Origin of the sequence: Bifidobacterium sp. ESL0704 (assembly GCF_029392075.1) — a bacterium.
GTDB lineage: Bacteria > Actinomycetota > Actinomycetes > Actinomycetales > Bifidobacteriaceae > Bifidobacterium.
In genome coordinates this window covers 1,911,620-1,932,334 of sequence record NZ_CP113929.1, presented here as the reverse complement: position 1 = coordinate 1,932,334, position 20,715 = coordinate 1,911,620, and the positions used below count along the sequence as shown (strand labels likewise).

28 protein-coding genes, 1 tRNA gene and 1 pseudogene are annotated in these 20,715 nt (G+C 58.1%); 29 read left to right on the top strand and 1 reads right to left on the bottom strand.

What is annotated here, in order from left to right:
- Positions 1-2: 2 nt before the first annotated feature.
- From rplB to OZX64_RS07010, 27 genes are all read left to right on the top strand, one after another.
- Entirely contained in the window at positions 3-833 is an 831-nt protein-coding gene (rplB, locus tag OZX64_RS07140; protein ID WP_277146284.1) for a 50S ribosomal protein L2, read from the top strand.
- Positions 834-847: 14 nt separating this feature from the next.
- The gene (gene rpsS / locus OZX64_RS07135; RefSeq protein ID WP_091847714.1) at positions 848-1,126 is read left to right on the top strand and encodes a 30S ribosomal protein S19; all 279 of its coding nucleotides are present in this window, start codon (positions 848-850) and stop codon (positions 1,124-1,126) included.
- Between the two features lie 15 nt (positions 1,127-1,141).
- A complete protein-coding gene (gene rplV, locus OZX64_RS07130) occupies positions 1,142-1,501 on the top strand; it encodes a 50S ribosomal protein L22 (RefSeq protein WP_277146285.1) in 360 nt (119 codons plus the stop codon).
- 2 nt (positions 1,502-1,503) lie between these two features.
- On the top strand, positions 1,504-2,337 hold the full coding sequence (gene rpsC / locus OZX64_RS07125) for a 30S ribosomal protein S3 (RefSeq protein ID WP_277156951.1): 834 nt from the start codon (positions 1,504-1,506) through the stop codon (positions 2,335-2,337).
- A 6-nt stretch (positions 2,338-2,343) separates the two neighbouring features.
- Positions 2,344-2,763 (top strand): 50S ribosomal protein L16, encoded by a 420-nt coding sequence (rplP, locus tag OZX64_RS07120; RefSeq protein ID WP_277146287.1) that lies wholly within the window; start codon positions 2,344-2,346, stop codon positions 2,761-2,763.
- Positions 2,763-3,020: a 50S ribosomal protein L29 gene (gene rpmC, locus OZX64_RS07115; protein ID WP_277156952.1), complete on the top strand. Its 258-nt coding sequence runs from the start codon at positions 2,763-2,765 to the stop codon at positions 3,018-3,020. Before rplP ends, rpmC begins: the two co-directional genes overlap by 1 nt.
- Positions 3,021-3,022: 2 nt before the next feature.
- Positions 3,023-3,289: a 30S ribosomal protein S17 gene (rpsQ, locus tag OZX64_RS07110; protein ID WP_277143842.1), complete on the top strand. Its 267-nt coding sequence runs from the start codon at positions 3,023-3,025 to the stop codon at positions 3,287-3,289.
- Positions 3,290-3,360: 71 nt separating this feature from the next.
- The gene (gene rplN / locus OZX64_RS07105) at positions 3,361-3,729 is read left to right on the top strand and encodes a 50S ribosomal protein L14 (RefSeq protein ID WP_091847708.1); all 369 of its coding nucleotides are present in this window, start codon (positions 3,361-3,363) and stop codon (positions 3,727-3,729) included.
- Position 3,730: 1 nt separating this feature from the next.
- A complete protein-coding gene (gene rplX, locus OZX64_RS07100) occupies positions 3,731-4,066 on the top strand; it encodes a 50S ribosomal protein L24 (protein ID WP_277156953.1) in 336 nt (111 codons plus the stop codon).
- On the top strand, positions 4,063-4,635 hold the full coding sequence (gene rplE, locus OZX64_RS07095) for a 50S ribosomal protein L5 (RefSeq protein ID WP_277156954.1): 573 nt from the start codon (positions 4,063-4,065) through the stop codon (positions 4,633-4,635). Before rplX ends, rplE begins: the two co-directional genes overlap by 4 nt.
- A gap of 1 nt (position 4,636) precedes the next feature.
- A complete protein-coding gene (locus OZX64_RS07090; RefSeq protein WP_277156955.1) occupies positions 4,637-4,822 on the top strand; it encodes a type Z 30S ribosomal protein S14 in 186 nt (61 codons plus the stop codon).
- Between the two features lie 88 nt (positions 4,823-4,910).
- The gene (gene rpsH, locus OZX64_RS07085; protein WP_277156956.1) at positions 4,911-5,309 is read left to right on the top strand and encodes a 30S ribosomal protein S8; all 399 of its coding nucleotides are present in this window, start codon (positions 4,911-4,913) and stop codon (positions 5,307-5,309) included.
- A 16-nt stretch (positions 5,310-5,325) separates the two neighbouring features.
- Positions 5,326-5,865: a 50S ribosomal protein L6 gene (rplF, locus tag OZX64_RS07080; protein WP_277156957.1), complete on the top strand. Its 540-nt coding sequence runs from the start codon at positions 5,326-5,328 to the stop codon at positions 5,863-5,865.
- A gap of 1 nt (position 5,866) precedes the next feature.
- The gene (rplR, locus tag OZX64_RS07075) at positions 5,867-6,238 is read left to right on the top strand and encodes a 50S ribosomal protein L18 (RefSeq protein ID WP_277156958.1); all 372 of its coding nucleotides are present in this window, start codon (positions 5,867-5,869) and stop codon (positions 6,236-6,238) included.
- Positions 6,235-7,020: a 30S ribosomal protein S5 gene (gene rpsE / locus OZX64_RS07070; protein WP_277156959.1), complete on the top strand. Its 786-nt coding sequence runs from the start codon at positions 6,235-6,237 to the stop codon at positions 7,018-7,020. Before rplR ends, rpsE begins: the two co-directional genes overlap by 4 nt.
- Positions 7,020-7,199: a 50S ribosomal protein L30 gene (gene rpmD / locus OZX64_RS07065; RefSeq protein WP_277146295.1), complete on the top strand. Its 180-nt coding sequence runs from the start codon at positions 7,020-7,022 to the stop codon at positions 7,197-7,199. Before rpsE ends, rpmD begins: the two co-directional genes overlap by 1 nt.
- Position 7,200: 1 nt before the next feature.
- Entirely contained in the window at positions 7,201-7,662 is a 462-nt protein-coding gene (rplO, locus tag OZX64_RS07060; RefSeq protein ID WP_277172333.1) for a 50S ribosomal protein L15, read from the top strand.
- A gap of 235 nt (positions 7,663-7,897) precedes the next feature.
- The gene (secY, locus tag OZX64_RS07055) at positions 7,898-9,448 is read left to right on the top strand and encodes a preprotein translocase subunit SecY (protein ID WP_348519407.1); all 1,551 of its coding nucleotides are present in this window, start codon (positions 7,898-7,900) and stop codon (positions 9,446-9,448) included.
- 116 nt (positions 9,449-9,564) lie between these two features.
- Positions 9,565-10,125: an adenylate kinase gene (locus OZX64_RS07050; RefSeq protein WP_277156961.1), complete on the top strand. Its 561-nt coding sequence runs from the start codon at positions 9,565-9,567 to the stop codon at positions 10,123-10,125.
- Between the two features lie 199 nt (positions 10,126-10,324).
- Positions 10,325-10,543: a translation initiation factor IF-1 gene (gene infA / locus OZX64_RS07045; RefSeq protein ID WP_003808114.1), complete on the top strand. Its 219-nt coding sequence runs from the start codon at positions 10,325-10,327 to the stop codon at positions 10,541-10,543.
- Between the two features lie 20 nt (positions 10,544-10,563).
- Complete coding sequence (gene rpmJ, locus OZX64_RS07040) at positions 10,564-10,677, top strand: 50S ribosomal protein L36 (RefSeq protein WP_043164480.1); 114 nt, start codon at positions 10,564-10,566, stop codon at positions 10,675-10,677.
- A 127-nt stretch (positions 10,678-10,804) separates the two neighbouring features.
- Positions 10,805-11,182, top strand: a complete 378-nt coding sequence (rpsM, locus tag OZX64_RS07035; protein WP_277143870.1) for a 30S ribosomal protein S13 — start codon at positions 10,805-10,807, stop codon at positions 11,180-11,182.
- Positions 11,183-11,285: 103 nt separating this feature from the next.
- On the top strand, positions 11,286-11,684 hold the full coding sequence (gene rpsK, locus OZX64_RS07030) for a 30S ribosomal protein S11 (RefSeq protein WP_277146299.1): 399 nt from the start codon (positions 11,286-11,288) through the stop codon (positions 11,682-11,684).
- 78 nt (positions 11,685-11,762) lie between these two features.
- The gene (locus OZX64_RS07025) at positions 11,763-12,758 is read left to right on the top strand and encodes a DNA-directed RNA polymerase subunit alpha (protein ID WP_277156962.1); all 996 of its coding nucleotides are present in this window, start codon (positions 11,763-11,765) and stop codon (positions 12,756-12,758) included.
- A gap of 91 nt (positions 12,759-12,849) precedes the next feature.
- Entirely contained in the window at positions 12,850-13,410 is a 561-nt protein-coding gene (gene rplQ, locus OZX64_RS07020; RefSeq protein ID WP_277172331.1) for a 50S ribosomal protein L17, read from the top strand.
- 363 nt (positions 13,411-13,773) lie between these two features.
- Positions 13,774-14,805 (top strand): tRNA pseudouridine synthase A, encoded by a 1,032-nt coding sequence (locus OZX64_RS07015; protein ID WP_277172329.1) that lies wholly within the window; start codon positions 13,774-13,776, stop codon positions 14,803-14,805.
- Between the two features lie 238 nt (positions 14,806-15,043).
- Positions 15,044-15,128, top strand: a tRNA-Ser gene (locus OZX64_RS07010).
- 401 nt (positions 15,129-15,529) lie between these two features.
- Here the strand turns inward: OZX64_RS07010 and OZX64_RS07005 are convergent.
- Positions 15,530-16,438 (bottom strand): hypothetical protein, encoded by a 909-nt coding sequence (locus OZX64_RS07005; protein ID WP_277172327.1) that lies wholly within the window; start codon positions 16,436-16,438, stop codon positions 15,530-15,532.
- Positions 16,439-16,522: 84 nt separating this feature from the next.
- On the opposite strand from OZX64_RS07005, the gene nusA reads away from it, so the two are divergent.
- Entirely contained in the window at positions 16,523-17,590 is a 1,068-nt protein-coding gene (gene nusA / locus OZX64_RS07000) for a transcription termination factor NusA (RefSeq protein ID WP_277172325.1), read from the top strand.
- Positions 17,591-17,774: 184 nt separating this feature from the next.
- A pseudogene (infB, locus tag OZX64_RS06995) lies at positions 17,775-20,609 on the top strand (translation initiation factor IF-2); the annotation flags it as partial.
- Between the last annotated feature and the right edge of the window lie 106 nt (positions 20,610-20,715).

Genomic DNA, 20,715 nt, shown 5'->3' with positions numbered 1-20,715 from the left:
TTATGGCTATCCGCGTTTATAAGCCGACGACTCCGGGCCGTCGTGGTGCGTCCGTGTCGGATTTCTCCGACCTTACGCGCTCCACGCCTGAGAAGTCGCTGGTACGCAAACTCAACAGCACCGGCGGTCGTAACTCTTACGGCCGTGTGACCTCTCGCCATCGCGGCGGCGGCCACAAGCGTCAGTACCGTCTCATCGATTTCAAGCGTTGGGACAAGGACGGCGTTCCTGCTCGTGTTGCTGAGATCGAATATGATCCGAACCGTTCCGCTCGTATCGCCCTCCTGCATTATGCAGATGGCGAGAAGCGCTATATCGTAGCGCCCAAGGGCATCAAGCAGGGTGACGTCATCGAGACCGGCGAAAATGCCGATATCAAGCCCGGCAATAATCTGCCGCTGCGCAACATCCCGACTGGTACGATCGTCCACGCTATCGAGCTTCGTCCTCTGGGCGGTGCCAAGATCGCGCGTTCCGCTGGTGCAGGCGTTCAGCTTGTCGCCAAGGACGGTGCTTACGCCCAGCTGCGTATGCCGTCCGGAGAAATCCGCAACGTCGACGCTCGCTGCCGCGCAACCATCGGTGAGGTCGGCAATTCCGACCACGCCAATGTGCAGCTCGGCAAGGCAGGTCGCGCTCGTTGGATGGGTCGTCGCCCGATCACTCGTGGTGAGTCCATGAACCCGGTCGACCACCCGCATGGTGGTACCACTCGCGGTGGTAAGCCGCCAGTGTCGCCGTGGGGCAAGGGCGAAGTTCGTACTCGCCGTCCGAAGAAGGCTTCGAACAAGATGATTGTTCGTCGTCGTCCCAATGGCAAGAACCGTAAGTAAGGAGCGTCGAATAGATGTCACGTAGCATCAAGAAGGGCCCCTTCGTCGACGCCCATTTACAGAAGAAAGTCGACGAACAGAACGAGAAAGGCACGAAGAACGTCATCAAGACGTGGTCGCGCCGTTCGATGATCACTCCGGACTTCATCGGTCACACCTTCGCTGTGCATGATGGTCGCAAGCATGTCCCGGTCTTCGTGACCGAGTCCATGGTGGGCCACAAGCTCGGTGAATTCGCACCGACGAAGACCTTCCGTGGTCATGTTCATGACGACAAAAAAGCTCGTCGCTAAAGGAAGAGAAAGATTATGGAAGCTAAAGCAATCGCACGTCACGTCCGTGTGACGCCGCGCAAGGCTCGCCGCATGGTCGACCTCATCCGAGGCAAAAAAGTGAGCGAAGCCGTCACCATTCTGAAATTCGCACCGCAGGATGCCTCCGAGCCAGTGCTCAAGGTACTGCGCAGCGCCACCGCGAACGCACGCGTCAAGGCCGACAAGGCTGGCGAGGCGTTCCGTGAGAACGATATGTATGTGAAAGAGACCTATGTGGACGAAGGCGTGACGCTCAAGCGTTTCCGTGCTCGTGCACAGGGCCGCGCCGGACGCATCAACAAGCGTACCAGCCACATCACCGTCGTTGTCGCCAGCAAGGAAGGAGCCCGCTAAAGATGGGTCAGAAGATCAATCCGTTAGGCTACCGCCTGGGTATCACTGAAGACCACCGTTCCAAGTGGTTCTCCGATTCCAACAAGCCTGGTGAGCGTTACAGCGACTTCGTCCTCGAGGACGACAAGATTCGCAAGGCCATGAACAAGGACCTCGAGCGTGCAGGCGTGTCCCGCATCATCATCGAGCGTACCCGTGACCGCGTGCGTGTGGATATCCACACCGCTCGTCCGGGCATTGTCATCGGCCGTCGTGGAGCAGAGGCCGAACGCGTTCGTGCCAAGCTCGAGAAGATTACGGGCAAGCAGGTTCAGCTCAACATCTTCGAAGTCAAGAACGCCGCTTTGGACGCCCAGCTTGTCGCTCAGTCCATCGCCGAGCAGCTGACCAACCGTGTCACGTTCCGTCGTGCCATGCGCAAGGCTCAGCAGGACGCGATGCGCGCTGGCGCCAAGGGTATCCGCATCAAGCTCTCCGGTCGCCTTGGAGGCGCCGAGATGAGCCGTTCCGAGTTCTATCGTGAGGGTCGCGTTCCGCTGCAGACCCTTCGCGCTCTCATTGATTACGGATTCTTCGAAGCCCGTACGACCTATGGCCGTATCGGTGTGAAGGTCTGGATCTACAAGGGCGACATGACCGAACGTCAGTTCGATGAGCAGCAGGCCCAGCAGGACAACAACCGTGGACGTCGTGGCGGCGATCGTCGCCCGCGTCGTGGTGGTCGTCCGTCCGGTGCTCGTGGTTCCAAGCCGGAAGCCAAGGCCCCTCAGGCCGCGGCCGAAGCCGCAGAGCCCGCAGCAGCCGCAGCACCTGCCGCCTCGGAAGCAAAGGAGTGAGCAGATATGCTTATCCCAAAGAGGACTAAGTACCGTAAACAGCAGCGTCCGAAGCGTCGCGGCATGTCCAAGGGCGGCAACGAGATCGCGTTCGGCGATTATGGCATCCAGGCTTTGGCCCCTGCCTATATCTCCAACCGTCAGATCGAGGCTGCTCGTATCGCCATGACCCGCTACATCAAGCGTGGCGGTCGTGTGTGGATCACGATTTTCCCTGATCGTCCTTTGACCAAGCACGCACTCGGAAGCCGAATGGGTTCCGGCAAGGGCACCCCGGAGTCTTGGATCGCCAACGTGCATCCTGGACGCGTGATGTTCGAAATCGGTGGCGTCGAGGAAGCGACTGCGAAGGAAGCCCTTCGCCGCGCTATCGACAAGCTGCCGATGAAGTGCCGCATTATCGCACGTGAAGGCGGTGATCTCTGATGGCAGTCGGAACAGCAGACTACAGCATCAAGAATCTCAACGAGAAGACCAATGGCGAGATCGAAGGCTTCCTCAAGAAGTCCAAGGAAGAGCTTTTCAACCTGCGCTTCCAGAACGCCACCGGTCAGCTTGACAACTCCGCTAGGCTCAAGGCCGTGAAGCACGATATCGCCAGGATGTACACCGTCCTGCGCGAGCGTGAACTCGGCATCAGCGAGGAGCCTGAGTCGGGCGACACGAAGACTGAGGAGAAGTAAGCATGGCTGAAAAGCAAGAGCGCAACTTCCGTAAGACTCGTAGCGGTTACGTCGTGTCCGACGCAATGGACAAGACCATCACCGTCGAGCTTGAGCAGCGTTCGACCCACCCGCTCTACGGCAAGGTCGTTCGTTCCACTCGTAAGGTCAAGGTTCATGACGAGCACAATGACGCCCACAACGGCGACTTCGTGCGTATCATGGAGACTCGGCCTTTGAGCAAGACCAAGCGTTGGCGTCTCGACTCCATCGTCGAACGCGCCAAGTAATAAGTTCGGCAAGGCTCCGCTGCTCACCTTCACGGGTGGCAGGGGAGAACCAGCGCGGCTAAGGAGAATCAATGATTCAGCAGGAAACGCGGCTTCATGTCGCCGACAACACGGGTGCCAAGGAGATCTTGGCCATCCGAGTGCTCGGCGGATCGAAGCGACGCTATGCCGGCATCGGCGACGTGATCGTCGCCTCCGTCAAGGACGCGATCCCTGGCGGGTCGGTCAAGAAGGGCGACGTGGTCAAGGCCGTTGTCGTCCGCACAGTAAAAGAGCATCGTCGCAAAGACGGCTCATACATCAAGTTCGACGAGAACGCTGCGGTTATTCTTGGCTCCGGCCATGAGCCCAAGGGCACTCGTATCTTCGGACCGGTCGGCCGTGAACTGCGCGACAAGCGCTTCATGAAGATCGTGTCCCTCGCCCCGGAGGTGATCTGAGATGGTAGCCAAGATCAAGACCGGCGATCAGGTGAAGGTCATCCGCGGCAAGGATCGCGGCAAAGAGGGCAAGGTTACGCGTGTGCTCCCCAATGATCGTCTGATCGTTGAGGGCGTGCAGATCGTCAAGAAGCATGTGCGCGCCACCCAGCAGGGTCAGCAGTCCGGCATCGTCTCCGTTGAGGCGCCGATTCATCGCTCCAATGTGATGGTCATCGACCCGGAGACCAAGGAACCGACCCGTGTTGGCGTCAAAGTCTCGACCAAGGCCGTTGACGGCAAGGTCAAGACTGTGCGTACGCGCGTCGCCAAGAAATCAGGAAAGGAGCTGGCATGAGCGATACAACAGTCGAAGCGCCGGCAACACCGCGCCTGAAGCAGCAGTACATCGACAAGATCGTGCCTGAGCTCGAGAAGGAATTCAAGTATTCCAACCCGATGCAGGTCGCCAAGGTCAAGAAGGTCGTCGTCTCCATGGGCGTCGGCGCCGCTGCCCGCGACTCCAAGCTCATCGAAGGCGCGGTCAAGGACCTCACCGCCATCACCGGCCAGAAGCCGAAGATCACCAAGGCCAAGAAGTCCGTCGCGCAGTTCCATCTGCGTGAGGGCCAGGCCATCGGTGCTTATGTGACGCTTCGCGGCGACCGCATGTGGGAGTTCCTCGATAGGCTGCTCGTTCTGGCCCTGCCGCGTATCCGCGATTTCCGCGGCATCAGCGACAAGCAATTCGATGGCCAAGGCAACTACAACTTCGGTCTCACGGAACAGTCCATGTTCCACGAAATCGATCCGGATGCGATCGATCATCAGCGTGGTATGGATATCACCGTGGTGACCAGCACCAAGGATGACAAGGAAGCCCGGGCATTGCTCAAGCACCTTGGATTCCCCTTCAAGGAGAACTGAAATGGCAAAAACCGCTCTTAGAAAAAAGGCTGCTGCCAAACCAAAGTTCAAGGTGCGTGCCTACACGCGCTGCCAGGTTTGCGGCCGTCCCCACTCCGTATATCGCAAGTTCGGCCTGTGCCGCATCTGCCTTCGTGAGAAGGCTCATCGTGGCGAGCTGCCCGGAGTTACGAAGTCCAGTTGGTAAACATCGACGCTGAAGGTCCTCGGCCGGAGCAGGTCGCAAATACCTGCTCCGGCGGAGGAAACCACGGCGAGAAAGGGCGTTAGCCCACATGACAATGACAGATCCAATCGCAGATATGCTTACGCGTCTGCGTAATGCGAGTGCGGCGAAGCATGAGACCGTTTCCATGCCGTACTCCAAGTTCAAGGCGGCGATTGCCGAGATCCTCAAGCGTGAAGGCTATATCAATGACTTCACCGCTACGGATGCCCGTGTCGGCCAGAACCTTGAGATCACGCTGAAGTACGGTCCCAATGGCGAGCGTGCCATTCAGGGCATCAAGCGCATCTCGAAGCCAGGCCTGCGTCGCTATGCAAAGTCGGACGCACTGCCGATGCCACTCGGTGGCATGGGTGTCGCGATTATTTCGACCAGTGCAGGATTGTTGACCCAGAAAGATTGCCTCGACCGGGGCATCGGCGGCGAAATCGTCGCCTTCGTATGGTGAGGAAGGAGAGCTAAACATGGCATCACATATTGGTAAGCTCCCCGTCGCCATCCCGGCAGGCGTGGAAGTCAAGATCGACGGACAGAACTTCAGCGTCAAGGGCGCCAAGGGTTCTGATTCCTACACTATTCCGGACGGCATCACCGCCCGGGTTGAAGACAACACCATTTACTTCGATCCGGTCGATGATCAGCTGCAGACCCGTGCAGACCACGGTCTGGCCCGTTCCATCGTCGCTTCGATGGTTGAGGGTGTCCACGTTGGTTTCACCAAGACGCTGGACATCGTCGGCACCGGTTACCGTGCGCAGATGAAGGGCCAGGGCATTGAGTTCTCGCTCGGCTATTCGCACACCATCACCGTCAACCCGCCCGAAGGCATCACCTTCGAGCTGCCGAATGCCAACCAGGTGGTCGTCAAGGGTATCGACAAGCAGGCGGTCGGTCAGGCCGCGGCCAATATCCGCGCACTTCGCAAGCCGGAACCCTACAAGGGCAAGGGCATCAAGTACTCCGACGAACACATCCTGCGCAAGGCTGGAAAGGCTGGTAAGTGATATGACAGTCAAGATTTTCGGTAAAGGCAAGAAAGTCGCAAGGCTTCGTCGTCACGCTCGTCTGCGCAAGCACCTCAGCGGCACTGCAGAGCGTCCGCGTCTCGTCGTCACCCGTTCGAACCGTCACATGGTCGCTCAGATCGTTGATGACACCAAGGGCATCACTTTGGTCAGCGAGTCCACCATCACCCATGATTTCGATGGGTTCAAGGGCACCAAGACCGAAGCGGCTCAGAAGGTCGGCGAGCTGATTGCCAAGAAGGCCAAGGACGCGGGCATTGATTCCGTCGTCTTCGACCGTGGCGGCAACAAGTATCATGGTCGCGTCGCAGCCGTTGCTGAAGGCGCCCGTCAGGGAGGTCTTGCACTGTGAGCGACAACGAAAAGGAAACCCAAGTGACTGAAGAAAATCAGAACACGCAGGCGTCCAACGACAATAAGCAAGGTCAGCGTACTGCCGGTGGCCGCGGCGAGGGTCGCAATGATGACCGCCGTGGTGGCCGTCGCGGAGGACGCGGCGAAGGACGTCGTGACGATCGTCGTGGTGGCCGTCGCGGTCGTCACGAGGAAAATCGTGGCGATGAGCTGCTCGATCGCGTCGTGACCATCAACCGCGTTTCCAAGACCCGTAAGGGTGGCCGCTCCATGAGCTTCGCTGCTCTGGTCGTGGTCGGAGACGGCAACGGCACCGTGGGTGTTGGCTATGGCAAGTCCCGTGAGGTTCCTGCCGCCATCGCCAAGGGCCAGCTTGACGCCAAGAAGCACATGTTCAGCGTTCCCCGCGTTCGTGGCACCGTGACCCATCCGGTCATCGGCCATGACGCCGCAGGCACTGTTCTGCTTCGTCCTGCCGCTCCAGGCACCGGTGTAATCGCCGGCGGTGCTGTTCGCGCCGTCATGGAGTGCGCCGGCATTTCCGATATCCTCACCAAGTCCATGGGCAGCGCCACCGCGGTCAACGTGGTTCGCGCCACTGTGGATGCTTTGAAGCAGCTTGAGGAGCCGGAAGAGATCGCGGCACGCCGTGGCCTGACTGTTGAGGAAGTCGCTCCCGACACTCTGCTTCGTGCTCGTGCCGAAGGCATCGCCGCGGCCCGCAAGGCCCGTGAGGACGCCAAGGCCGAGGAGAACCAAGCCAAGGAGGGTGAAGAGTAATGGCAGATCTGAAGATCACACTTACCAAAGGTCTGGTCAACCGCAAGCCTGCCCAGCGCGACACTGTTCGCACGCTTGGCCTGCACAAGATCGGTCAGACGGTTGTCCGTGAGGACACTCCTGCAACTCGCGGTCTGATCAATGCGGTTCGCCACTTGGTCACGGTTGAGGAGGCCTGATATGGCAGAACAAGAAGAAAACACGATTTTGCAGATGCACGATCTGCGTCCTGCGCCGGGTTCCAAAAAGAACCGTATCCGCGTGGGTCGTGGTGAGGGTTCCAAGGGTAAGACCTCGGGACGTGGCGCCAAGGGTACTTTGAAGCGTTATCAGGTTCGTCCTGGCTTCGAAGGTGGCCAGCTGCCGCTGTATATGCGTCTTCCGAAGCTTCGTGGCTTCAAGAGCCCCTTCAAGAAGGAGTTCCAGGTCGTCAACATTTCCGCTCTCTCCGAGTTGTTCCCGAAGGGCGGAGAGGTCACGGTCGAGGATCTGGTCAAGGCCGGTGCGGTTCGCGCCGGATACCCTGTCAAGGTTCTGGGCGACGGCGAGACCAAGGTTGCGTTCACACTCAAGGGTGTGAAGGCTTCCAAGTCCGCACTTGCCAAGATTGAGGCTGCAGGCGGCTCCATTTCCGAAGAATAATTCGGATGTCTTTGCGTTTTGAAACGTAAGCTTCGAAACGCGTTATATTTGGTCCCCCTTGCAATCAGCGAGGGGGACCATTATTTGTATACGGCGTGGCATTGGATAAAACCAGTCGTTTCCGATTGGTTGAGCCACGTAGTAAGTGGCGTTTGGTAGATGCTTGACGCTAAGATTATCATTTAGTGTGTTTGCGTCGGTACATCAGTTGTGCCGAATAGGGAAGGAAATCCAGGTGAGGACGTTAATCCAGGCCCTGAAGACGAAGGAACTTCGCCATAAGATCCTCTTCGTGCTCGGCATCATTATCATCTACCGTATCGGTTCGTTCATACCGACACCGGGTGTGGACTATAAAGTAGTGCAGCAGTGCGTTGGTACAATGAAGACCACGCAGGAGAACTTCGTGGGGTTGGTCAACCTCTTCTCCGGCGGTGCCATGCTCCAGCTCTCCATCTTTGCATTGGGCGTGATGCCATATATCACGGCATCCATCGTCATTCAGCTGCTGCGTGTGGTTATTCCGCGTTTCGAGGCGTTGCATAAGGAAGGCCAGTCAGGCGAGACCAAGCTCACGCAGTATACGCGTTATCTGACCATCGGCCTGGCGATCCTGCAGTCCACCACTATTCTGGTCACTGCCCGCTCGGGTGCGCTGTTCAACTACCAGTGCGGTCAGGTCGTCCCCGACGGAACGGTCTGGAACCTCGTGGTTATGGTGCTGATCATGACCGGTGGCACCGGCCTGATCATGTGGATGGCCGAGTTGATCACCGACAAGGGCATCGGCCAAGGTATGTCCGTCCTGATCTTCATGTCCATCTGCTCCGGCTTCCTGCCGCAGCTTTGGCAGATTGGCTGGGGCACCAACGGCAAGAACGGCAATTGGATCTACTTCGGCATCGTTGTCGCGGTCCTGGTCGTCATTCTCATCTTCGTCGATTTCGTCGAGCTTGCACAGCGCCGTATCCCGGTGCAGTACACGCGTCGTATGATCGGCCGCAAGATGTACGGTGGCTCTTCCACCTATCTTCCGTTGAAGATCAATATGTCCGGTGTTATCCCGCCGATCTTCGCCTCCTCGATTCTGGCGATTCCGACACTGATCGCGCAGTTCGGCAAGTCCGACCAGAAGTGGGTCAAGTGGATCAACACCAATCTGGCCAACACCACCTCGATCTGGTACATCGCGCTCTACGCTGTGATGATCGTGTTCTTCTGCTTCTTCTATACGTCGATTACCTTCAATCCCGATGAGACGGCAGACAACATGAAGCAGTACGGCGGCTTCATTCCCGGCATTCGTGCCGGCAGCGCCACCAGCCGTTACCTGAGCTATGTGATGAACAGGCTCAACACGGTCGGTGCCGTCTACCTGCTCTTCGTCGCATTGATTCCTACCATGCTGATCATGATGCTGAAGCTCAACAACAGGCTTCCGTTCGGTGGAACCACCATCCTGATTATCGCGGGCGTCGGCCTCGACACCCTGCGTCAGGCCAAGGCTCAGACCGAGCAGTTCCAGTACACTGGTTTCCTGCTTGAAGACACCGATCATGTCGAAGGTGCGGATGTAAGCACTTCCGAGAAGTCCGAGACTTCTACGTCGGTTCTCGAGGACACCTCAAACGAAAGTGACGAAAGCACTCGAGGTGAGGCTGACCAGGAAGACAGTACGGAAACGGCAAGCACTTCGGATACCGAAGCGGTTGACGCCTCCGAGATCAAGGATGCTGAGAATACTTCTTCCGAAGATGATCAGAATACCGACGATCAATCCGAGTGACTTCATTCGGTTCAATCGTTGATAGCCTTTAAAACAACAATGAAATGATGCTTGTCTGGAGATATTCGGGCAGGCATCATTTGATAACGACAACAATGAAAGAAAGTTGATGTGATATGCGTCTATTGATTATGGGCCCGCAAGGAGTGGGCAAAGGTACACAGGCCAAGCTGATTGCCGAACATTACGGCATTCCGCACATCTCCACCGGAGACATCTTCCGCTACAACATGAAGAACAATACCCCGCTTGGTAAGGAAGCCAAGAGCTATACCGACAAGGGACAGCTTGTTCCCGATGAGCTGACCAATAAGATTGTCAAGGACCGCCTGGCCATGGACGATGCCAAGAACGGCTGGATTCTTGACGGCTATCCGCGCAACGCCGCCCAGGTCGAGGCGCTCGACAAGATGCTCGAAGAATTGGGCACACCGCTCGACAAAGTAGTGGCGCTTGATGCCGACCGCGACATCCTGATGGGTCGCATCGCCAAACGCGCCGCCGAAGAAGGCCGCGCCGATGACAACGCCGAGGCCATCGCCCAGCGTCTCAAGACCTATGACGAAGAGACCGCTCCGCTGCTCGATACCTACAAGTCACGTGGTTGTCTCGTCGCCATTGACGGGCAGGGCGAGATCGAAGACATTTCCAAGAACATCTTTGCAGCCCTGGATTGATGGAAGCCTTCGGTATATGACATGCTCGTTATTGGATAGTCAATTGAACCGATAACGTACAAATAGTCCATTACCACAAGAAGGGACCAAATGCAACACGCCGTGTCGCGCTTGGTCCCTTCTTTTGTTATAGTAAGAAGTTGGTGTGTTTTCGGATGCATCATACATGTAATATCAGCCAAAGAACGGAATGAGGCTCATGGCTAAAGACGGTGTGATTGAAGTTGAAGGTCAGGTAGTGGAAGCACTGCCGAACGCGATGTTTCGCGTCGAACTTGAAAACAAGCACATCGTGCTGGCCACCATTTCAGGCAAGATGCGCAAGAATTATATCCGCATCCTTCCGCAGGACCGTGTGGTCCTTGAAATGAGCCCTTACGATCTGAACCGCGGCCGAATTACGTACCGTTATAAGTAAAGGTACAGAAAAGGAAAACCATGAAGGTCAGCCCTAGTGTGAAGAGGATCTGCGAGAATTGCCGCGTGATCCGTCGTCACGGTCGCGTCATGGTGATCTGCTCCAACCCGCGCCATAAGCAGCGTCAAGGCTGAGCGGAAAACCTCCGACCAGATAAAAGGTATTGAGTCGCAGCGCAAATCGCTGAACCTCGGGTACGTAGGCCCGAGCCGGGAGACCGGATGACTTGGTACAAACCTACGGAACATAGAAGGAATCGCAATGGCACGTCTTGCCGGAGTCGACATCCCCAATGAGAAGCGCATCGAGATCGCCCTCACCTATATCTTTGGTGTCGGCCGTACTCGCGCGAAGGAAACGCTTGCCGCCACCGGAGTCAATCCGGATACCCGCGTCAAGGATCTGAGCGACGAGCAGCTTATTACGCTGCGTGACTATCTTGAGGCAAATTACAAGATTGAAGGCGATCTGCGTCGTGAAGTCGATGCGGATATTCGTCGCAAGATTCAGATCAACTGCTATCAGGGCCAGCGTCACCGCCATGGTCTGCCCGTGCGCGGTCAGCGCACCAAGACCAACGCCCGTACCCGCAAGGGTCCGAAGCGTACCGTCGCTGGAAAGAAAAAGGCCGTTAAGTAAGGCTTAAAGCAGTTATGAAGAGGGACGGGGCGTCGCAAGGTTCTTGCAGCGTTCCAGGCTCTTCGTGACGTAGGAATCATTCGTAATTAGGAAACGAGGATCAATGGCAGCTGCAAAGCAAGCCGCGCGCAAGCCACGTCGCCGTGACCGTAAATCGGTACCGGTCGGCCAAGCGCACATCAAGTCCACTTTCAATAACACCATCATCTCCATCACGGATCCTTCGGGCGCTGTAGTCGCTTGGGCTTCCGGTGGCGATGTCGGTTTCAAGGGCTCGCGTAAGTCCACTCCGTACGCCGCAGGCATGGCCGCTGAATCGGCCGCCCGCAAGGCGCAGGAGCACGGCGTCAAGAAGGTTGACGTCTACGTCAAGGGTCCGGGCAGCGGTCGTGAAACCGCCATCCGCTCCCTGCAGTCCGCAGGTCTCGAAGTCGGTTCCATCACCGATGTCACCCCGCAGGCTCATAACGGTGTGCGCCCTCCGAAGCGCCGCCGCGTCTGAAGCACTTCATTTAACCATCCGTCCAACCCGCTTATGACCAGTGAGTGCACCACGATCAAAAGCTGAAAGGATAACACAGTGCTTATTGCACAGCGTCCGCAACTTACTGAGGAATCACTGAATCCGCAGCGTTCTCGTTTCACTATCGAGCCGCTCGAGCCTGGATTTGGTTACACGCTTGGTAATTCGTTGCGTCGTACTCTGTTGAGTTCTATCCCTGGAGCCGCAGTCACTTCAGTGCGCATCTCCGGTGCCCTGCACGAGTTCACTACTCTGCCTGGCGTCGTCGAGGATGTCACTGAGATCCTGCTCAATATCAAGGGAATCGTACTCACCAGTGAATATGACGAACCGGTTGTCATGTATCTGCGTAAGAGCGGCAAGGGCGAGGCCACCGCGGGGGATATCACCCCTCCGGCCGGCGTCACCATCGCCAACCCGGATATGCATATCGCCACTCTCGCCGAGGACGGCGAACTCGAGATCGAGTTCACTGTCGAGCGTGGTCGTGGCTATGTCCCGGCGCAGATGAACAAGCAGGATGACGATGAGATTGGCCGTATTCCGGTCGATTCCATTTATTCGCCCGTTCTCAAGGTGAGCTATAAGGTCGAGGCCACCCGTGTCGAACAGCGCACGGATTTCGATAAGCTCATCCTCGATGTGGAGACCAAGCCGGCGATTTCGCCGCGCGATGCCGTCGCATCCGCCGGTTCCACTTTGGTTGAACTTTTCGGCCTTTGCCGTGAACTCAACACGCAAGCGGAAGGCGTCGAGGTCGGCCCGGCTCCGGTTGAGGAAGAAGTCAATCCGGAGATGTCGATTCCGATCGAGGAACTCAATCTCACCCAGCGCAGCTACAACTGCCTGAAGCGGGAGGGTATCCACACCGTCGGTGAATTGGTGTCCCACACCGAGCAGGATTTGCTCGACATCCGTAATTTCGGTATGAAGTCTATCGACGAGGTCAAGGAGAAGCTCGAAAGCATGGGTCTCTCGCTGAAGGCCTCTCCGCTGGGCTTCGATACCAACAACCTTGAAGGTGGCACCTTCTTCTCGCCTGAAGACGAGTAAGAGCCAACTTCATTTTAAGCTTCGGTATCCGTTCGGATGTTCGGGCGTATGCCCACCTGAACGGGTAATTCCGAGGCGTTAAGGAGTAATAATGCCTACACCTAGAAAAGGGCCGCACCTGGCTTCAAGCCCGGCTCATGAGCGTTTGATGCTCGCGAACATGGCGACCAGCCTGTTCGAGCACGGTCGCATCGTCACCACGCTGCCGAAGGCCAAGCGTCTTCGCCCCGTGGTCGAGCGCCTGATCACCTTCGCCAAGAAGGGTGACCTCGCTCATCGTCGTCGCGTGATGCGCGTCGTGCGCAACAAGTCCATCGTGCACAAGCTCTTCACGGAGATCGCCGAGCAGATGAAGCAGCGTGAGGGTGGCTATACCCGCATCGTTAAGATTGCCCCGTCCAAGGGCAACAACGCGCCGCGCGCCATCATCGAGCTCGTCACCGAGCCGGTCAGCGCCAAGCAGTCCGTGGTCAAGGAAGCCGAAGCCTCTGCTGCGGCTGCCGTTGACAAGGCCGAGGTCGAAGAGACCGAAGCGAAGGCTCAGAAGGGCACTGCCGAGGCCAAGGAGACCGAAGTCAAGGCTGATGTCGCTGCCGATGAGGCCGAGGTCAAGAAGACCGAAGCCAAGGATGACGACAAGGAAGAGAAGTGAACCGTTAGGCTTCACTGAGGTTTCTTCATCAAGAGGGTCGGAGATGCAAGTCTCCGGTCCTCTTTCGCTTATTATGATGGTCCGCCCTGAAGCTTGCCTCATATTTGTCTGATTCCGTGATTTATTCTGCATATTCATGAACTTGCAGAGCTAATCACGTTTTTGCTGGTCTTTTTGTGATTTATTCTGCATGCTCAGATGCGATGCAGAGCTAATCACGTTTTCGATAGTCTTTTCGTGATTAATTCTGTATATTCGAGCATCGTGCAGAGTTAATCACAATTTTCTCTTATTCAGAGCATGTTTGCTGCTGTACGCGATGTACTGAGTTTGCAAGCCGGTGCAGCACGTATACTGGCAACGATGAGATTACGAATTGATCTGGCATACGACGGCGGCGGTTTCCATGGTTGGGCGAAGCAGCCCGGCCTGCGTACCGTGCAAGGGGTCGTTGAGACCGCGTTGCATACTGTCATGCGCGTGCCGGTTGACGATGCCGATGAGCCCTTGCGGCTGGTGGTAGCCGGACGCACCGATACTGGTGTGCATGCCGCCCATCAGGTCTGCCATCTGGACGTGGGGGAGGCGACGCTCGATCGTTGCGTGGGACACATGCAAGTGCCCGCCGTCGAGGCTTTGCGTCGTCGTCTGAGCCACGATTTGCCCGATGATATCGCACTGCACGGCGTGCAAGTGGCGCCGGACGGTTTCGACGCCCGTTTCTCGGCATTGGAACGCACATATGTGTATCGGATTGCGGACGGGGCCAGACCCGCTGATCCACGGTTGCGCGGCTTTGTGTGGAACCTCGAAGACACGCTTGATATCCCCGCGATGAACCAGGCCGCTGCCATGACCATCGGTCTGCACGATTTCGGCTCCTTCGCTACTCCCAATCCGGGCGGTACCACCATTCGTGAGGTCAAGAAGGCGGTGTGGAAGCGTGTGCCTGCAACGGGATTGTACGGTGACGCCGTTGGTTTCGTGGATGCTCAACCATCCACTGCGCCCGGCGGGAATGATAAGCCGGCAATCGTCGGAACCTCTGAGACGCCATCCGTGGCGGCATGCGGGTCCGGATTCACAACGGGTCGTTCGAGTACAGATCAGGCCTACGCCGTGCCGTCCCTCGAGTCCGGTCTGGTCTGTTTCACCATAGTGGCCGATGCTTTCGCGCACAACATGGTGCGTTCGCTGGTCAACGCGTGCGTACAGGTCGGTCGGCATCGCAAGTCTTTGGATTGGTTCGCGCGCAAGATGGCCGAACCCGTGCGTGAAGGCTCGACCGGGCCCATCGCCGCCTGCGGTCTAACACTGGAGCATGTCGCTTATCCGCCGGACACCGAGCTGGCGAAGCGCGCCGTGGCGATCCGCGCTCGCCGCACTCTCGATTGATTGTGCAGAATCGCCCTGAAGAGGCCTACGAAATTCAGTTGCTCCATAAATAAGTCACTGGCCTCGGGAAAGCGGACCGAATATGGCAGAATTGTTCTGTTCCGCCATTTTGGCCGCTGATTGTACGGTAGCGGCCTATTTATGGTGCGATCTGGAGGATTGTGTGGAATGCGCCACGCCCGGTTGCGATGGTTGGCACGTTGCCTTATACTAGAAAAGTTGCGTTTTCGTAACAAATGGATAAGTGTCCGAGCGGTCTAAGGAGCACGCCTCGAAAGCGTGTGAGGAGAAATCCTCCGCGAGTTCGAATCTCGCCTTATCCGCGTTAAGCCTCTGGAACTTCGGTTTCGGAGGCGTTTTCGTATCTGCAGTGTCTCTGGTCTCCGAGTTTGCCGCTGCCCAACTCGAACGCCCGACAGACCAGACGGGACAACCGCTCACATCCTAAAACGGACACGTTTTCTGGCCATTAACCCCGATTCGGGGGTATCGGCAATGGCGCCGTACTGAATGAGACATGCATACAGGTGTGAGATATCTTCAAGGCAAAATCGGCGACCGCCGCATTAGGCAGAGAGACAATCCCGAAGCGTCATCAACATGTCGGGGTGCGATCTTGGGGTGTGATCCAACCAGGGATGACGGGAAGGGCTTGACGGTCCGTGAGATTTCACCTGAGCTGTGCTTGGCTGCGACGTCAATCGGGGAAATGGATATACAACGATTACCGATACAAAGCGCTGTCGAAAGACGGATAGCCCAGCGATAACGCCAGGTAGATACGCGAGGAGATGAGATCGGCGAGCACGGCCAGCGATTTGCTGCTGCTTTCGTTTCTTTGGTTTCCCGATGCAGCACCGTTGGCAGCAGACGAATCGTCGGTGTTCGATACCGGCAATGTCTGTGAAAGGGCGGTAAGCGATTCGCGGGCGCAATCCATCTCCACGACGCCGATGGTGGAAGTCTGCAATCCGGTGCTCGGATCGGTAATGGTCTCGGGGTGGGCGAGGAGATCGGTCACGTCGTAGACCTTCTTGCGCGGGTCGTTGGAGGCGGTGGCACTTGCGTTCTTGGTCTCCAAAGAGATAAGGCGCGAGGCGACGGCTTTGTGGCCATCGCTTAGACGCAGAGTGGCATTGCCGACGCCTTTTGCCGCAAGGACCGCGATTTCAAAACCGGCACGGTCCTCCGCCAAAGCCATGGAAGCGAGGGTGTCGCGGCTGACATGCAAGGCGAAGACGTTGTCGAGATTGGCCAGTGCCGCGTTGGGTCGTGTGGGTGTAACACCGACCTGTACAGAAAGACTGCGCTGAAGCCATTGCATCTGCGCGCTTTTTATGGTATATATGCTGAATTGCGACGGGCAGAGAATAGCGGCCTCACGCCAGGATTGCGCTGCGTTTCCGGCGGATAGGTAACGGTCGATGAACGGATGGCCTGCGTCTGACTGTGAACTGTCGGAGACGGCATTGTCATAGGCGGTTCTGCAGGGCCCTGCCGATTCCACAGGAGATTCGATTCGCGGGGCGTTGCAGGCCGCCAAAGGAACGACAAGAGCGGCCACGGCAAGCGCTGGAACGACACGTCGTCTCAGGAAATTGCGCAAAGAGGAAAAAATACGACGTGTCTGCATAAACTACTAGAATACCGAATGATTATGACTTAATGGGGCTTTGAAAAGCTCGGCAGATAATTTCATATAGGAGGTCTTGCGACCATGGAACTGGACCTGACAGGTATTCATCAGCTCGCGGCAGGGCAGGGAATCGATTCTGAAACACTTGACAACGCACTTTCCGAAGCATTGCTATTGGCGTATGGCAAAACACCACATGCGGCGAAGCACGCCCGCGTCGCACTCGACGATCGTGCAGGCACCTTCACCGTCTGGGCGAGGGACGAAAAGCCGGTGGAGCCCACCGAGGAGGACCCGCACCCGCGTCCGGAACTCGGCGAAGAATACGATGACACCCCGCATGATTTCGGACGTTTGGCGGCTTCGACCGCCCGTCAGGTGATTCGTCAGCTTTTCCGCGATGCGGAGGACGAACGAGTGCTCGGCGCCTTTGCCGGGCAGAAAGGCAAGCTCATCACCGGCGTCATCCAGCAGGATACGAAGGACCCGGCCAATGTGCATGTCGCGGTTGGCGACGTCGAGGCGATTCTGCCCAAACGCGAACAGGTGCCCGGCGAGCATTATCGTCACGGTGACCGCCTGCGCGTCTATGTCGTCACCGTCGGTCGTGGGCTGAAGGGCCCTGAAATCGTCGTGTCGCGTTCGCACCCTGAGCTGGTGCGCAAGCTTTTCGAGCGTGAGGTTCCGGAGCTGGTGAGCGGTGCCGTCTCGATCATGGCCATCGCCCGTGAGGCCGGCGCCCGCACCAAGATCGCGGTTCGTGCCAACACCGAAGGCGTCAATCCGAAGGGCGCCTTGATCGGTCCTGGCGGCGCTCGCGTGCGTGCGGTGATGGAGAATCTCGGACCGGAGAAGATCGACATCGTTGATTGGTCGAAGGACCCCGCAAAGTTCGTCGGCTCCGCGCTTTCGCCGGCGGTCGCAACCGGTGTCGATATCGTCAGCGAGAAGAACAAGACGGCCATCGCCTACATTCACGATGACCAGCTTTCGCTCGCTATCGGCAAAGAGGGGCAGAACGCCCGGCTCGCCGCCAAACTCACCGGTTGGAAGATCGGCATCGAGTCCAGCGAAGCCCATGCCGCCGCCCAGGCACAGGCTGCCGCAAAAGCCGCCGAAGAGGGCAAAACAGTAGAAAACGAACAATAGTCTGCAATCCAGCATCACGAGTATGCTGGATTGCAGTAATCCGGTTACCGGCGCGAAGTGCGTCTGCACACCGGTCGGAGACGAGGTAACACAATCATGGTCGCACGATGAGTCTGGGTAAGCTCGCCGTAACAATACATTGACCGTGCATGTACGCGCGGTCACAATAGTAGGAGAAAACTGAGTGGCAAAACAGCGCGTATATGAACTCGCTAAAGAGTTTGGCGTAGACAGTAAAGCCGTCCTTCGGAAGCTGAAGGACATGGGGGAGTTCGTCAAATCCGCATCCTCGACAGTGGAGGCGCCGGTTGTCCGCAAGTTGCGGGCCGCGTTCCCGCAGAACGATAATTCCGGGGCCGATGGTGCTTCACCAAAATCCAAACCTTCCGCCCACGGAGCCAAGCCGGGCAGCGGCCATCAGCGTCAGAACGCTACCGGCGCGAAGCCGGGAGAACAGGCTCATTCGCATTTCCCGGCCAAGCCTGGTGCCGGTCCCCATCACGAGTCTTCGCGTAATGGCCAGTCTCACGGTTCTCGTCATGAGGGCGGAAACCGCGAGTATGAAGGCAATCGTGGCCATAACGAACACGGTGGTCGCGATCATGGACGCCGTCAGGGTGGCATGCCCGGGCCGCGCAACAACCAGCATTTCAATGGCAACAACGGTGGCGTGAAGCCAGGCGCGAACAGTTCGCGTAACGGTGGTGCCCCTCGTCCCGGCAATGGTGGTGCGCAGCCCGCGCCGCACGCTCAGCACACAGGTTCCGGGCCTCGTCCGGGTAACAATCCATTCAGCCGCAAGCAGGGCATGCATGTACCGATGCCCAGCGGCATCCCGCGCCCGCATCCGATGGCCCGTCCCACGGTCAACAACAGCCGTGGCGGCCGCAATGGAGGCCGTGGTGGCCGTGGTGGATTCCGCAACGGACGTCCCGGGCAGAACCAGGGCGCACGTCCTGGGCAGTGGGGGCACAATCGCCCCGGGCAGGCCCAAGGCGAATCCCAAGGCCGTGGCGGCAATCGCTTCGGTGGCGGATCCGGCGGCTATCAGGGCGGCGGCCCGTCGCGTGGCGGCGGTCGCGGTCGTGGCGGTGCCGCAGGTGCTTTCGGCCGTCAGGGCGGCAAATCTTCGAGGGCCCGCAAGAACAGGCTTGCGAAACGTCGTGATTACGAGGAGATCAAAGCTCCTACCATCGGCGGTGTTCGCATTCCCGCCGGTAATGGCCAGACCGTAAAGCTTCGTCAGGGAGCCACGCTCGCCGACCTCGCCGAAAAGATCAATGTCAATCCCGCCGCTTTGGTGACGGTCATGTTCCACTTGGGCGAGATGGCCACGGCCACCCAGTCCCTCGATGAAGCCACGTTCCAGATTCTGGGCGAGGAAATCGGCTGGAACGTCAAGATCGTTTCCGCCGAAGAGGAAGACAAGGAGATCCTGCAGCAGTTCGACATCAATCTTGATGAGGAAGAACTGCAGGACGACGAGGATCTGAAGCCGCGTCCGCCGGTGGTCACTGTCATGGGCCACGTCGACCACGGCAAGACCCGCCTGCTCGACACCATCCGCAAGACCAATGTGTCCGCGCGAGAGGCCGGTGGCATCACCCAGCGTATCGGTGCCTATCAGGTCACTGTCAACTTGGAAGACAAACCGCGCAAGATCACCTTCCTCGATACCCCTGGCCACGAGGCGTTCACCGCCATGCGTGCCCGTGGTGCCGAACTGACCGATATCGCGGTGCTCGTCGTCGCGGCCGATGACGGCGTGATGCCGCAGACGGTTGAGGCCATCAACCACGCGCAGGCGGCCAAGGTGCCGATCGTGGTCGCGGTCAACAAGATCGATGTCGAAGGCGCGAATCCTGAAAAGGTACGCGGACAGCTCACTGAGTTCGGCCTGGTCCCCGAGGAATACGGCGGCGACACCATGTTCGTCGACATCTCCGCGAAACTGGGCACCAACGTCGACAAGCTGCTTGAAGCGATTCTCCTGACCGCCGATGCGGAACTCGACCTCAAGGCCAACCCCGATATGGACGCTCGTGGAGCGACCGTCGAGGCAAGGCTCGACAAGGGACGCGGCGCCGTGGCAACCGTGCTGGTGCAGCAGGGTACGCTCCATGTGGGCGACGCCATCGTGGCCGGCACTTCATACGGCCGCGTGCGTGCCATGCTCAACGAGGACGGCAAGACCATGAAGGCCGCAGCGCCTTCCACGCCTGTCCAGGTGCTGGGCCTGACCAGCGTGCCGAGCGCCGGCGACCTCTTCCTGGTCGCACCCGACGACCGCACCGCCCGTCAGATCGCCGAAAAGCGTCAGGCCTCCGAACGCGCGGCCCAGCTGGCCAAGCGTCGCAAGGTCGTTTCGCTCGAGAGCCTGAAGGAGCAGTTCGCCAAGTCCGAGGTCGACATGCTCAACATCGTCATCAAGGGCGATTCCTCCGGTTCCGTCGAGGCGTTGGAAGATTCCCTGATGAAGATCGAGGTGTCCGACGAGGTCGGCATCCAGGTCATCCACCGCGGTGTCGGCGCGATCACCCAGAACGATGTCAATCTGGCCACGGTCGACAAGGCCGTCATCATCGGCTTCAACGTCCGTCCGAACCGTCAGGTCGCCGATCTTGCCGACCGCGAGGGCGTGGAGATCAAGTACTACTCCGTCATCTACAAGGCGATTGAAGATATCGAAGCCGCCTTGAAGGGCATGCTCAAGCCGGAGTACGAAGAGGTCACCACCTCCCATTCCGAGATTCGCCAGATCTTCCGTTCCTCCAAGTTCGGCAACATCGCCGGCGTCATGGTCCAGGACGGCGAGGTCAAGCGTGGCACCAAGGCGCGTATTCTGCGCAATGGCGTGGCCACGGTCAACGACCTGGAGATCTCCTCGCTGCGTCGTTTCAAGGACGACGTGCAGTCCGTCAAGGAAGGCTACGAGGCTGGCATCAACCTTGGTTCCTTCAACGACATCCAGGAAGGCGACATTATCGAGACCTTCGAGATGAAGGAGATCGAGCGCAAGGACGGTCAGCCTTCAAAGAAGGATGACAAGGGCTCCGGGAAGTCCGAAGGCGACCTCAAGGCACCCGAACCGAAAACTGATTCCAAGAAGAAGTGATTAATCGGTA